Raw genomic sequence first — 13,877 nt, 5'->3', positions numbered from 1 at the left:
CCTGTCCGCACCAAACTCCCTTGGATGCTGGCCGGATCAGCGCTTGAGCTTGCTGAAGGGATTGTTGAAGGGCTCGGCCGAGGGCTTCGGCGCCGGAGCAGCCTTGCCACCCCCCTGCTTGCTCATGGGCGCATGGGACGGGCCCGACGGACGGCTGGACGGGGCCGAAGGGCGGCTGGAGGGCGCCGCCGCCGGAGTGCCCTCGGTGAGCGCGCGCACGGACAGCCCGAGCCGCTTGCGCGCCAGGTCCACGTTCACCACCTTCACCGTCAGCCGATCCCCCACCTTCACGGCCTCGGACGGATCCTTGATGAAGCGGTTGGACAACTGCGACACGTGCACGAGCCCATCCTGGTGCACGCCCACGTCCACGAAGGCGCCAAAGGCGGTCACGTTGGTGACCACGCCCTGCAACACCATGCCCTCCTTCACGTCCTCCAGCTTCTGCAAATCCTCGCGGTAGGAGGGCGCGGTGAAGTCGCCGCGCGGGTCCCGGCTGGGCTTCTCCAGCTCGGCGAGGATGTCCTTGAGCGTCATCTCCCCCAGGTCCGGCCCGAGGTAGCGCTTGGGATCGATCTTCCGCACCAGCGCGGCGTTGCCCACGAGCTGCTTCACGTCCACGCCCAGGTCCTTCGCCATGCGCTCCACGACGCCATAGCGCTCGGGGTGCACGGCGCTCGCGTCCAGGGGCTCCGGGCCGTGGACGCGCAGGAAGCCCGCGGCCTGCTCGAACGTCTTGGGCCCGAGCCCACTCACCTTGAGGATCTCCCGGCGCGTGGTGAAGCGGCCCTTGGCGGCGCGGTGGGTGACGATCTTCTTGGCCAGCGTGGGGCCAATGCCCGACACGTGCTCGAGCAGCTGCGGCGACGCCGTGTTGACGTCCACCCCCACCGCGTTGACGCACGAGTCCACCACCTCGCCCAGCTTCTTCTTGAGCTGCCCCTGGTCCACGTCGTGCTGGTACTGGCCCACGCCGATGCTCTTGGGGTCGATCTTCACCAGCTCCGCGAGCGGATCCTGCAGGCGCCGGCCGATGGACACCGCGCCGCGCAGCGACACGTCCAGGTCGGGGAACTCCTCGCGGGCCACCTCGGACGCCGAGTAGATGGAGGCGCCCTGCTCGCTCACGGACACCACGGGCACATTCACCCCGAGCACCTTGAGCACCTCGCGCACGAAGCCCTCCGCCTCGCGGCTGCCCGTGCCGTTGCCCACGGCGATGAGCTCCGGCTTGTGCTTCTGGATGATGGCGCCGCACTGCCGCGCCGCCGTGGCGCGCTCGTTGGCGCCGCGCTCGGTGTAGAGCGTGGCCGTGTCCACCAGCTTCCCCGTGGCGTCCAGCATGGTGGCCTTGACGCCCGTGCGCAGGCCGGGGTCCAACGCGAGCACCGCCCGGCCACCCGCGGGTGGGGACAGGAGCAGGTGGCGCAGGTTCTGGCCGAACACGGTGATGGCCTCGCGGTCCGCGCGCTCCTTGAGCTCGTTGCGCAGCTCGCTCTCCAGCGAGGGCCCCATGAGCCGCTCCCACGAGTCCTCCACCGCGGCACGCAGGTGCGGGGCGAACGGCGACTGGGGCTTCGTCACCACGCGCGAGGAGAGCGTGCCCTTCACCTCGTCATCCGGCAGGGCGAGCTGGAGGCGCAGCACCTCCTCGGCCTCGCCGCGCAGCAGCGCGAGGATGCGGTGCGAGGGCGCCTTGGACAGGTCCTCCTCGTGGTCGGCGTAGTTGTCGAACTTGGTGGCCTCGCCCTTCTTGGCGGACACGACGGCCGAGCGCAGGCGGCCCTTGTTCACGCACAGCTCGCGCGCGGTGCGGCGCAGGCCCGCGTCCTCGGCCACGCGCTCGGCGCAGATGTCGCGCGCGCCCGCCAGCGCCGTCTCCTGGTCCGGCACCTCCTTGTCCGCGTGGATGAACGGGCGCACCCGGGTGGCCACGTCCTCGCCTCGCGCGCCCTCCTGCTTCCAGAGCAGGTCCGCCAGCGGCTCCAGACCCCGCTCCCGGGCGATGGCCGCGCGGGTGCGGCGCTTGGGCTTGTAGGGCAGGTACAGGTCCTCCAGCTCCGTGCGCGTCTTGGCCCGCTGCAGCGCCTGGGTCAGCTCGGGGGTGAGCTTTCCCTGTCCCTCGATGGAGCGCAGGATCGTCTCCCGGCGCGCGTCCAGCTCCTCGCGCTCGGCGGCGCGGTCGAGGATGGTCTGGATCTGCACCTCGTCCAGGCCCCCCGTGGCCTCCTTGCGGTAGCGGGCGATGAACGGAACCGTGGCCCCCTCGGCGCTCAGCGCCAGGGTACGGTCCACCTGCTCGGCCTTGAGGCCCAATTCCTTCGACAGCTCGATGGCGTAGACGTGCATGGCGACTCGCACCCTACACCATCCCACACCCGATGGCGAGGCCCCGTCCGGGAGCCCACCCCACCCCGCTCATATAAGGAGGGGCCGGGCGGGCCCGTGGCACACGGACCCTGACCGGAGGGGATTCGGCCTCGGCGTTGCACGAGCCGGGGGCCATGCTGAATTCTTCCCTCATGCCCCCCCGCGACCCTCCAGACCCCGACGCCACCGAGCGCAATGATCCGTCCGTGGAGGCGGCCTTCCAGGCGTCTCCACCCGAGATGGTGGCGGAGATCCTCGACGGGGAGCTGCACGTCAGCCCTCGCCCTGCCCGTCCACATGCCAGCGTGGCGACGCGACTGGGCGTCCTCATCGGGGCGCCCTTCTGGCTCGGCACGGGGGGACCTGGAGGATGGGTCTTCATCGATGAGCCGGAGCTTCACTTCGGCCCACGCCCGGACAAGCTCGTCCCGGACCTCGCCGGCTGGCGGCGTGAACGGATGCCAGATGTCCTTGGCGGGAAGGACGCGCCAGCACACTACGATCTCGCCCCGGACTGGGTATGCGAGGTCCTCTCCAAGAGCACGCGGCAGCGGGACAAGGGCCCCAAACAGCGCATCTACGCCCGGGAAGGAGTCCGGCACATGTGGCACGTGGATCCGCTGGCCCGCACGCTCGAGATCTTCCGGCTCCAGGGGAGCCAGTGGCTCCTGGTCGACTCCTTCGCCGAGGATCAGCGGGTGCGTGCCGAGCCCTTCGAGGCCGTCGAACTCGACCTGGCGCGGCTCTGGTCCAGGTGAGGCATCGTCACTACTCACCGACTCAGGCCACGAAAGAGAACCCGGTCATGGATGAGACATTCGCGCGGCAGCGAGAGGAGATGGCCCGGCACACCATTCCCCAGCTCATCGAGCTGCTGGAGAGCGAGGATCTGCGCACGCGCTTCCTGGCGGAGATGGTGCTGAGGGACGCGACGTCCACGTGACTCCGCTTCCAGCCCGCGGGTCCGCGGGCCGAGCGGCAGCGGGCGGTCCAGGAGTGGCGCGACTGGTGGGCCGCGCACCGCGACACCTTCAAACGGCGATGGGGGCGATCAGCGGGAGGAGAGTCCAGGTGAGGCATCCCTCCTCACCCGTCGAGCACGAGCGTTGAGAACCACGGCTGACTGACCGAGCCGCTCATCATCCGGCGCACATCCGCTGGCCGCTTCACCCACTCGTAGCGCAGCCGGTACCCGGAGGGGAGCTCCTTCCAGTAGGTGGCCTGCCAGGGCGCCAACACCTCACCCTGTTTCGACTCCGGAATGGGCTGCGCAATGTCGCCGTCGTCCGTGTAACGCTGGAACTCCGCCTCCGCGGCTTCACGGCTGGAGGCATGGATGGTGCCCTCCTGTGGGTCATAGCCAATGTACGAGGCGACGTAGCGGCTCCAGTCTGGCCGGGCGTAGTGCTCCCAGGTGAGCCCCCCTCGAGCGGTCAGCACATAGACGAAGCCCTCCGGGTCACGAGGCTTGCTCCCAGCCAACACTCGCGCGATGTCCTCGCGGGTGCGCGCCACCTGCCCCCCATCTGCTGACTGACGAATCTGGATGAGGTCACGCTCACACAGCGAGACCAACTTCTCGCACAGGGCCTCGGGAGAGAGGCCATGTGGACGAGGCATGTTCAACGCCACGCCCGCATCGGGGAGCAGCAGCATGTAGAGCGGCGCATCGAGTTCCGCCACGGCTTCCAGGAACCACAAATCATCCTTGTCGATGATCGCGGGAGGAGGAGAGGACATGGAACGCGAAAGCTTCCCATGTGCTCGCGCGCGGAACCACCCCGCTCAGGCCTCGCCCAGCTTCTGGAGCAGGGCCCGGGCATGGCCGTGGAAGGGATGTTCGGCGGGCAGGGTGCTCACGAGCCGCCGCGCCAGCTCGGCGCTCTCGGTGGTCCTGCCTCCCTTGGAGTACGCCACCGCCAGGTTGAAGACCGGCTCGGGCCGGGTGGGCGCCCGCCGCCGGGCCTCGCGCAGCACCTCGATGGCGAGCGCCGCGTGGCGCTGACCCCGCCGCAGCAGGAACAGCCCCAGGTCGTTGCACGCCTCCCACGCATTGGGATCCATCCCCATCGCCTCCTCATAGGCGCGGATGACCCCGTCATCATCCGGCCGGAGCTGGGACTCGCGGGCCTTGGCCTCCAGGAGCTTGAGGGTCAACGAGCGCACGCCCTTGCCTTCCGCCTCCCGCACGAGCGCCAATGCCTCGCGGTTGCGGCTGCGGCCCAAGAACTCCACCACCTGCTCGATCAGGGCGGCGTTCGGCTCCGCGGCCGGGGCGGGCGTGGGCAGCGGCTCGCGAAGCACCGCCGCCTCGGGCACCAGCTCCTGGCCCCGCTTCAAGAGCCGCTCGGCGGAGCGCACCTTGCCTCGCTGCGCCAACAGCTCGGCCAGGAAGCGCCACGCCCGCGCATCCCGCGCGTCCAACCGCAAGCAGCAGACGAACTGGCGCACCGCGGGCCGAACCCGCTCCCCCATCGCCCACGCACGGCCCAGCTCGAAGCGGTAGGAGGAGGCCTGGGGATCGATGGTCACGGCGCGCTCCAGCGCCTCGCGCGCGGCCTCGACGTTGCCCAGCCGGAGCAGCACCACCCCCAGGCCATACCAGACCTCGGGCCGGTCATCGCCCTGGGCGGCGAGCGGCAGGTAGAGCGTCCTGGCCGCCTCCCAGTCCTCGCGATGGAGCGCCAGGGCACCCCGCACGAGCGCCACGTCCCGCCGCGCGCCATGAGCGTCCGCCTGCTGGAGCAGGGACTCGGCCCGGGCCCCATCGCCCTCCACCAGCGACACCCGGGCCAGCGCGACGAGCGCCTCCCCATCGTGGGGATTGCGGCTCAACCGCTGATTCGCCAGCACCGCGGCCTGCTTCACCTGGCCCATCGCCAACATCTCACCGAGGGATGGCATCACGACTCCTGGACTCGAGTACTCACGAACGGGCCACCAGCGGGGAACGGCTTCGACGCATCACGTGGAGTGGGACACCTGGGGGAGCCCAGGCGCGGTGGCCAGCATGCTCGACTTGAACAGGGCCCCGAGCGCCGAATGGGAATGACCGGTCATCGGGCCCTGGCTCGCCGTGGGGAGCCCCGGCGTCAGGCCCACCAGACCGGAGTTCACCAGCCCCTGCTTGATCGAGGGCTTGGGGTGGTGGCTCGTGTCGATCGCCACCTCGGTCCTGACGCGGGTGCCCACGCCCATCGCGGCCTTCACGTCCGTGGCGAGCGTGAACTTGCCCTTGTCGAACCCGGCCCTGCCGCCGGCGGTCGCCACCGCGCCCGCGACCACGCCCAGGGTGACGGAACCGTGCATGCGGCCCACATGGCCCCCGAAGGTGGCATTGGTCTCGGCGGACGCCCCCGTTCCGACCCGGCCCGACACCAGGAGCGTGCGGTTCTTCGGATCGAAGGCCGCGCTGCCCTCCGCGACCGCCAGGGCGGAGGCCCTCGCCGACCCTGTCGCGTACACACCGACGTGCTCGTTGAAGTCATGGGTCGCCTGGGCCGCGACCCCCACCGAGGTCTCGGCCTTGAGGAACGCATTCGCGTTGTACACGTGGCTGCGTGTGTCGAGGCTGTAGCCCGCCTGGCCCTGCACCTTGAGGGCATTGGCGTCGGCGACGAGCTGCGCGGTGCTCGTCCCCAGGCGGCCATCGTGCTGCACGTTGGACACGAAGGAGACGTTGGGCCCGTTGACCTCGCCCTGGACGTACAGTTGGTGGGAGCCCTTGGCGTTGTGCTTGACGGTGTTCAGGCTCGCCGAGCCCGTCTGCGCCGTCAGCGTGCCACCCAGGAAGTCCTTCTCCACCTTGGGACCCTGGGCATCGACGAGCTTGTTCGGCTTCGCGCCCAGGGATTCCTTGAAGGGCGCGGGGCCCGGCAGGTTGACCGCATTGCCCGAGCTCGCGAGCATCCCATTGTTGTTGTTGACGGGGACGAGCAGCGCCCCGGGCGGGGTGGCGGGGGCCGGCTGCTTCTTCACCGCCGGCGCGGACGCCTCGGGGGGCAGACTCGGCAGCGGCTTGTTGAGGTTGGGCGCGGGAGCGGTCTTCTGCTGGGCCTCGGGGGGCAGACTTGGCAGCGGCTTGGACGGCGAGAGCTGCTTGGGCTGCGAGGAGGGCTGAGCGTGGTTCCGGTGGAACAGAGACCTGGGCGAGTGGAAGCGAACGCTCATCACGAAGTCCTGGAGTGAAGACCGTACGTACTCAGCGCACGTACTGGTTATATGTAGGATTATCGCGCCTGGGGCTCGCGGAGTTTCCGAGCGCGGAGCGAAAGCCTGTCACTCAAAGCTTGAGAGAAAAAGCGCCTGGGAGTGACGCTTTTTCTCACCTCCGAAGAAAGAGCCGCCCGAGTTCCCAGGGCTACGGAACGGAAGGCACCTCGCCGGTGAGCACGCAGATGAGGGCGATGGGGTCGCACTTCACGGGGAAGCTGGGGTTGATGCCCGAGCCGCGCAGGCGCGTGGGGGGGTCCGCGTAGGGGTCGCACCTGGCCTCGACCGGCGGCTGCTCGTTGTTTTTCGAGCCACTTCCGCAAGCCACCACGGGCCAGATGCCGCGCACGGTGTACTGGGCGGTGCACCCGTTCTCCGTGTAGCGCAGGTCCGCGATGAACTGCGTGCCGGGGATGGACGGGGTGTTGTAGATGCGCAGCCCCGACCACTCGTACGTCAGCGCCTTGGCCCCCTCCGACGAGGACGCGAGCGTGACCAGGCGCGTGGGGTTGAGGACGGGCACCTCGCAGAAGTTGTCCGGCCCCGGGGCCTCGGTCGTCAACGCGCCCACGGAGTTGGGCTGGTTCTCGGCCGCGGGGTCCAGCATCGCCTCCTTCACCAGCTTGCCCACCCGCGCGGTGCGCAGGCCCACCGAGTCCAGTGCTCCCTCCTCGCCGAGGTACTTCTGCAAGCCCACCGGCTCGGACTTGAGCTGGGCACAGGCGCTTGCCGGATCCTCGCCCGGCTTGAGCGAATAGGTGGCCGCGAACGAGCCGGTGGAGCCGGAGGCCACGGCCCGCGCCACCACGCACTGCGGATCCTGCCGTTGGGCCCCACAGGCGCTCAGGAGCAACCCCAAACCAATCAATCCACGCTTCATGATGTTCCTCCGGGATGCACGCGCCTAGAAGCTCAGCCGCATTCCCAGACGGACGGAGCGCGGCGACTGGTAGGCGATGGGGCGCTTGAAGTTGGGGTTGATGTCCGAGTTGGTGATGAGGGGGTTGTTGGCCGCCGAGGAGCGCACGCGGCACGCGGGGTTGCCCGGCTCGACGCAGCTGTCCAGATCGGAGGGCTTGCCCCCGTCCTCGATGGGGAGCACCTGGGTGAACGTGAACACCTGATCCACGTCCGTCACCTGCTGGAAGTTGAAGAGGTTGAAGACATCCAGGGTGACGCCGAGCGAGGTGTTGCCACCCAGCCGGTAGTTCAGACCCAGGTGCCCGTCGATGTTGTGGACCCAGGGGAGCCGGCCCGCGCTGCCACGCGGCAGGATGAACGTCTCCGCGCCGCTGCGCCGCGGGTGGTAGCCCAGGTAGTTGAGCGGCGAGCCCGAGCGCACCCGGTAGCCCCCACCGAGGTCGATGTTCAGGTCGCGCGACACGCGGAACTCCTTGGCGCCAAAGGCCTTGAACGCATGCGTGCGATCTCCCGGCAGCGGCCCCTCGCGGTTGGTGGTGAGCGACAGCAGATCGAAGTCGCGCGTGAGATTGGGAGACAACTGATTGGTGTCCGCGCGGAAGAGGCCCGAGTAGTTGCCGCGCAGCGAGGACGCCGTGTAGCTCACCTGCGCCAGCCACGAGTTGGAGAAGGTCTTGGTGTAATAGACATTCACCGCGTCGTAGTCGCGGCGGGCCAGGGGGAAGTCCGTCGAGTTGCCCTTTCCGGGGTTGCCCAGGAAGAAGGTGCTGCCGTCGTCGCGGCTCATATCCTCGATGACGTCATTGAGGTAGCGCCTCGTGTAGGAGACGCCCAGGCGGCCGAACACGAGCTCGTACTCCGCGCCCACGACGAACTCGTCACTGGACTGCGCGCGGATGTTGGGATCCACCGGCACGCGGTCTCCACCCTCGGCGATCCAATACTGGTTGGGATTCTCCGGGTTGCCGGTGGGCAGCCGGTTTCTGTCCGAGTTGCAGGCGCCTCCCGGCGCGAGGTCTCCCGGGCGGGAGGGGTTGCAGGCGAGAGCGTCGTAGTAGGCCGACAGCAGCCGCTGCTGGGGGAAGGACAGGTCGGCCATGTCGAGCGGGACGTTCTCGTAGAAGCGCGCGAAGTTGGCGTAGAGCTTCGAGCGGCCCTGCTGGGTGAAGTCATAGATGACGCCCAGGCGGGGCGACCACTGGTGGGGCAGGCTCAACCCCACCTTGCCATCCAATCCCCAGAGGGTCTGCGTGTCGTAGCGCACCCCCACGTTGACCGTGACCTTGTCGAGCACGGACCAGCTGTCCTGCACGAAGCCACCCAGGGTCATCGAGGTGGACGTGCCCTCCTTGTTCGGGTCGAACACGGGCACGTCCGGCGCCTCGAGGTAGCCGTACTGGTTCTGGGTGAAGAAGCGCGAGCCATCGGGGTGCTCGACCCAGGGGGCCAGTCCCGTGCGCGCCCGGTTGTTGTAGAAGCTGGCGGTCTCGCCATCGAAGCCGGCCTTGAGCACGTGGTGGCCCAGGGCCTGGAACAGGTACGTCCCCAGCACCTTGCCCTGATAGCGATTGAGCTCCGAGACGCCGATGGTGCCGGGCCCTCCCGTCGAGTACGAGGAGACCGGGCAGCGCCCGCCCTCGCAGATGGAAGGATCCGGGAGGGTCTCGAACTCGGTGATGGAGTGGTAGCCCGGGCCCCCCGAGCGCCGCCAGGAGATGTTGGGCGTAGCGGACAGACCCCAGCCGCTGGACAGCCCCGAGCCGTCCGTCGGCAGCGTGGAGGCCTGCTGGTGGTGCCAGCCCACCGTCGCGTCGAGCAGCAGGGACTTGTCGAAGAAGGACGAGGACTGCTTGGCCACCACGTCCATGGCGCCCCCGGTGCGAAGGGTGGCGATGGCGTCATATTGCCCCTGCACGTACGCGGTGCACGACAGCCCGCTGGTGCACACCTCCGGGGCCCCATCACGGCTGAAGGAGTAGCGGCTCGGGCCACCGGACTGGTTGGGCGTGCCATACACCGACACGCTCAAGGTGTGGTCCGGGTTGAAGAGATAGGTGAGCTTGCCGATGTACTGCAGGGTCCGCTCGTCCGCGAAGCGCTCCTCCCGCGTGCCCTCGATGGGCGTGGCGACCTGGAAGCCGGTGACCGGATCCTTCTGCACCGCCCCCACCTTCGCGCAGCCGATGGCGGGATTGACCTCCGTGCACAGGCTCAAGGCGCTGATCTGCCGGGCGACCTGGATGCGATTGAACGAGGGCGCCGCGCCCGCGTAGAACCACAGCCTGTCGCGCAGGATGGGGCCGCCCAGCTCGAAGCCCACGTCCCCCTGGTTCCACGGCGTGCCCTGCGCGGAGATGACGCTGCCGGCCCGTCGGATCTCCAGCCCCGGCGTCTGCAGGAAGCCCGGGGCGATGGTGCCGAAGACGGAGCCCTGGAACTCGTTGGAGCCGGACTTGGTGACCACGTTGAGCACCCCGCCCGTGGAGCGGCCGTACTCGGGCATGTAGCCCCCGGTGATGACGTTGACCTCCTTGATGAACTCCACCGACAGCGGCGTGCCGATGGTGCCCACCGAGGGATCATTCACCGACAGGCCATCCACCACGTACTGGCTCTCGGGCGAGGTGCTGCCATTGATGCTCACCCCGAAGGCATCTTCCTGCGCGCCCGGCGCCAGCTCGGCCAGGGACTCGAAGGAGCGCGACGCCGAGCCCTTGCTGCCCGGGCGGATCAACGCGAGGTTGCGCAGCTGGGCGGTATCCACGCTCACCCCCTGCGTGCTCGAGCCCACGTCCACCGTGGGCGGCGTGGCCACGACGACCACGTCCTCGCTCAGGCCCGCCTCCGGCAGCAGTTCCACATTGAAGCGGATGGTGCGATCAAGCCGTAGCTGGATGTCCGGGCGGGAGAAGGGTTTGAAGCCCTCGCGGTCCACCAGGAGGGTGTAGACGCCCGGCGGCAGTTGCGGAATGCGGTACAGGCCGCTGGCGTCCGACACCACCACCTGCTCGCCCTGGAGGCTCGGCGAGGTGACCGACACCACCGCGTCCTGCACGGCCTGCTTGTCCGCGCCGTTGATGATTTTACCGACGATGACCGCCGTGCCCTGCGCCATCGCGCTGGTGCCCCACAGCAACAACAGCACACACCACGCGCGCACGCGTCCAACCTGTGAGTTCACGGTCGTTCCCCTCCTGGGATGCGAAGGGGAATCCTCTGCCATATTTCTTGGAAACTGGGAATCAGCGCTCGTAACGGATGACCCGTTCCACGCGGTGGTTGCCGGCGGAATCCACCGGCCGCAACAGCATCAACTCCGCGGGTTGCTCCGTGCGAACCCCGCGGGCGCTCCGGGGAGGCAGCGGCAGCACCTGTCCGACCTTCACGTCTCCGGGCGGGAGCGGAACGACCGTGAGGCCCGAGCCGTCCACCACCTCCATCGCCCCCAGGACGCTCAGGTCTCCCAATTCCTCGATGCTTCCGGTGAGCACGATGGACGGGGAGCCCTGGCGCTGGCGCAGCGCCCGCTGCGCGACCACGCCGATGTCCGCCACGAAGGCGTCTCCCGCCTCGCCAAACACCTGGGCGCCGCGGATGAGCAGGTGCAAGAGCCCGTTGCTGCGATTGAAGGGAATGGACTCGTAGCGCTCGAGGTCGGCGTGCTCCGCGCTCCCCTGGGCGAGCGACTCCAGGGCTGACATCAGGGCCACGAAGGTGAGCCGGAGCATGGGCTCATCGGGCTCGGGCGAGGGCCAGGGGCCCGTCTCGATGAGCACGGTGGGCGTGCCCCAGCGCCCCAGGTTGTCGCCGAAGGCGCGCGCCTCGAAGGAGTCGTCGAAGCGGCCAATCTGCCCGGGGATGAGTGGCTCCAGGGCATCGCGGATGACGGCGCAGACCTTCTTGGCGAACACCCGCCCGGGGTTGTCGTTACGCGCGGCGTCGAAGGGAGGGGCCAGGACGGAGATGGAGGCGGGCCGCCCCGAGTCGCCCACCGCCGTGCGCCAGCTCTGGTCGTGGAGGTTGAAGCCGAGCGCCGGCTGGAGCCGGTCACGCACCGCCTTGAGCGTGCGTCCCTCGGGCGTCTGGAGCGCCAGCGCGTCGCGGTTGATGTCGATGCCCTGGGCGTTGCGGCGCTGGAAGCGCTCGGCGCCATCCGGGTTGAGCAGGGGGAGCGCATGCACGGTGAGCGAGGAGAGCCAGCGTGTCACGCGGGGGGAGTGGCGGTGGCGGTGGACGAACTCGAGGACATCGAGGAGCGCGGTGGTGGCGGAGGGCTCGTCGCCGTGCATCTGGGACCAGAGCAGGAGGTGGAGCGGCCCCTGGCCGAAGCGCACGAGTTCGAGAGGTCTGCCCTCCACCGAGCGGCCGACTTCCTCGAGGTGGAACAGTTCCGGAGCGGCGTCGCGCAGCCGCCGGAGCGTGGAGCCCACGTGGGGCTGGCGCACGAGGGCGGGGGGCGGCAGATCCCCGGGGTGGACATCCGCCCAGAGGTCGAGGAGTTCACGGGAGGGGGTGGGAACGATCATGAGCGCTGTGTCCTCGCGATGGCGTACCGCGGAGGTTGCCACGGGAGTATGACGGAAGGTCATGCTGGCTGAGTCCATCCGCCGTGCCATCGGTGTAGCAAGCAACGCCGTGTGGGGGCCGTGGATGTTGGCGCTCCTGCTGGGAACCGGTGTGTTCCTGACGATTGGGCTCCGGTTCGTTCAGGTGGTGCGCTTTCGGGAGGCCCAGCGGACCATGGTACCCATGCGGTCCATGAGCGAGGGCAGCCTGAGCCCTTTCGAGGCGATCATGACGGCGTTGAGGGGCGTCCATCGGCATGGGCAACTGGGTGTACTGCGGGCTGGTGGTCTTCGGCGCCACGGGCAAGGTGGAGACCATCTGGGAGAGATGGGCACTTCGAATTCCATGCGATGGATTTTGATTCTAAGCGTGCTGCTGCTGACCCACTGCGCGGCATCAAAACCGGTGTCGCACAGTCAAGAAGAGGCCATGGCGTCCAGCACTTCCTGGGAAGCACTCCAGGATGATCCAACCTGCGTCGTGCCCCTATGCGAACAAGAGAAATGCACTCTCTGGCGATGCCTGGACATAGAGGCAGAGGACTCGCCGAATGTTGTTCTCGCGAGGGCCACCCCGACGGTAAGACCCCCGGGTGTGGCACGACCCCATCGCTGGTGGGGATACCCACTGGCCGCCCCAATGAACGCGGACCCCGTCTTCGAGATTCCCTGGCACAATTGGAAGACTCGTGGCCAGCTCAATCGTCGGGAACTGCATCCTCTCTGTATCGTCCCTTCAAATGAACCTTTCGAAAAGCATCACATCTTTCCACAGCAGGAGCGTTTGGCGAGGTGGTTCAAGACAAGGAATATCGACATCCATGCATTCACCGTACGCCTCCCAAAGACTTTTCATGCCTGGCTACACAGTGGTGGACCAGAAGGAGGCCAGTGGAATGAAGCGTGGCGGCAGTTCATCGCCAAGAACAGAAGTGCCACCCAGGAAGAAATCTGGCGCTTCGCATTCGACCTCATGAACCGGTTCGGCGTGAACGGCTCACTCATTCCTTACTACTGTGACTGAGCCCAAACGAGTGGACTCACGCATGCATTATTTCAGAATCGAGACCGACGTCTCTGGAAGATACACTGGTTACATTGACGGCTCCTATAAATGGGGACTGCCGGGCGTCATCTGTCCCGTGTGCCAGGCCACATGGAGCGACGGCTCCAAGTCCTACCCATCCATCGACTTGACCTCGATAGCAGCCCTGGCAGATTTCGAGACGCCACGTGCTGAACCCATCGAGGAGTACGAACGGCTCTGTACGTTGGTTCGCCCCCTGCTTCCTCCCGAGGCCCTCCTGGAACCCGGTACGACTTTTGGTCCCTTCGTGGGCAAGTATCAGGGGAGATTCGGACAACTCGTGGCACCTGATCCCTGGTGGCTGCTGGCACAACATGAAGCACTGGACGCACTCCACGCGGCGGGTCTCCGCCACCTCACGGGCTGCCAAGCGCTCCTGAAAACCCGCCAGAGAGACATGCCTGAACTGTTTGAGTTGGAACTCATTCCTCAGGGCAGACTCCACCCAGACAGCCTTCCAGCGAAGCGCGCTCCTCCCTGCCCACGCTGCGGTCGAACCGGACTCTCCTTGCCAGATGAGCTTCTGCTCGATGCCAAGACGCTACCAGCCCACCTGGATCTGTTCCGGCTGGAGGACTTTTCCTCCGTCATCGTCTGCACCGAGCGCTTCTTTGCAACCTGCCAGCGGTTGGGCCTGGATGGAGTCGTGTTCCAGCCACTGCCCACACGGACCTCAGCCCCATAGCGGCCTCTGAAGTCCCCTGGACCCCGTCGGCTGGCGA

Annotated in this window: 11 protein-coding genes; 4 read left to right on the top strand and 7 right to left on the bottom strand. The window is 67.9% G+C overall.

Features of this window, described 5'->3' with window-relative positions:
• Positions 1–36: 36 nt before the first annotated feature.
• Positions 37–2,349, bottom strand: coding sequence for a Tex family protein (locus F0U63_RS09825; protein WP_395848347.1), 2,313 nt, complete (start codon positions 2,347–2,349; stop codon positions 37–39).
• 155 nt (positions 2,350–2,504) lie between these two features.
• Here F0U63_RS09825 and F0U63_RS09820 point away from each other — a divergent pair, with 155 nt between their 5' ends.
• The gene (locus F0U63_RS09820; protein ID WP_395845631.1) at positions 2,505–3,128 is read left to right on the top strand and encodes a Uma2 family endonuclease; all 624 of its coding nucleotides are present in this window, start codon (positions 2,505–2,507) and stop codon (positions 3,126–3,128) included.
• 47 nt (positions 3,129–3,175) lie between these two features.
• Positions 3,176–3,313: a hypothetical protein gene (locus F0U63_RS09815; protein WP_187345159.1), complete on the top strand. Its 138-nt coding sequence runs from the start codon at positions 3,176–3,178 to the stop codon at positions 3,311–3,313.
• 143 nt (positions 3,314–3,456) lie between these two features.
• Here the strand turns inward: F0U63_RS09815 and F0U63_RS09810 are convergent, their stop codons facing one another.
• The 6 genes from F0U63_RS09810 to F0U63_RS09785 all read right to left on the bottom strand — a co-directional run bounded on the left by F0U63_RS09810 (position 3,457) and on the right by F0U63_RS09785 (position 12,029).
• A complete protein-coding gene (locus tag F0U63_RS09810) occupies positions 3,457–4,110 on the bottom strand; it encodes a hypothetical protein (protein WP_395845630.1) in 654 nt (217 codons plus the stop codon).
• 45 nt (positions 4,111–4,155) lie between these two features.
• Positions 4,156–5,274, bottom strand: a complete 1,119-nt coding sequence (locus F0U63_RS09805; protein WP_395845629.1) for a tetratricopeptide repeat protein — start codon at positions 5,272–5,274, stop codon at positions 4,156–4,158.
• A gap of 60 nt (positions 5,275–5,334) precedes the next feature.
• Positions 5,335–6,540: a hypothetical protein gene (locus F0U63_RS09800; protein ID WP_395845628.1), complete on the bottom strand. Its 1,206-nt coding sequence runs from the start codon at positions 6,538–6,540 to the stop codon at positions 5,335–5,337.
• A 190-nt stretch (positions 6,541–6,730) separates the two neighbouring features.
• Positions 6,731–7,462: a hypothetical protein gene (locus F0U63_RS09795; RefSeq protein WP_395845627.1), complete on the bottom strand. Its 732-nt coding sequence runs from the start codon at positions 7,460–7,462 to the stop codon at positions 6,731–6,733.
• Positions 7,463–7,486: 24 nt separating this feature from the next.
• Entirely contained in the window at positions 7,487–10,684 is a 3,198-nt protein-coding gene (locus F0U63_RS09790) for a TonB-dependent receptor domain-containing protein (protein ID WP_395845626.1), read from the bottom strand.
• 61 nt (positions 10,685–10,745) lie between these two features.
• Positions 10,746–12,029, bottom strand: a complete 1,284-nt coding sequence (locus F0U63_RS09785; RefSeq protein WP_395845625.1) for a M14 family zinc carboxypeptidase — start codon at positions 12,027–12,029, stop codon at positions 10,746–10,748.
• Positions 12,030–12,090: 61 nt separating this feature from the next.
• Here F0U63_RS09785 and F0U63_RS09780 point away from each other — a divergent pair, with 61 nt between their 5' ends.
• Positions 12,091–13,092, top strand: a complete 1,002-nt coding sequence (locus F0U63_RS09780) for a TIGR02269 family lipoprotein (protein WP_395845624.1) — start codon at positions 12,091–12,093, stop codon at positions 13,090–13,092.
• Between the two features lie 22 nt (positions 13,093–13,114).
• Positions 13,115–13,840 carry a double-CXXCG motif protein gene (locus F0U63_RS09775; protein ID WP_395845623.1) on the top strand — a complete coding sequence of 242 codons (726 nt, stop codon included), beginning with the start codon at positions 13,115–13,117 and terminating at the stop codon, positions 13,838–13,840.
• The last annotated feature ends 37 nt before the right edge of the window (positions 13,841–13,877 follow it).

The organism is Cystobacter fuscus, from assembly GCF_044360685.1.
Lineage (GTDB): Bacteria > Myxococcota > Myxococcia > Myxococcales > Myxococcaceae > Cystobacter > Cystobacter fuscus_C.
Note: the sequence above shows the minus strand (reverse complement) of the source record. Positions and strands in the feature narration are given on the sequence as shown.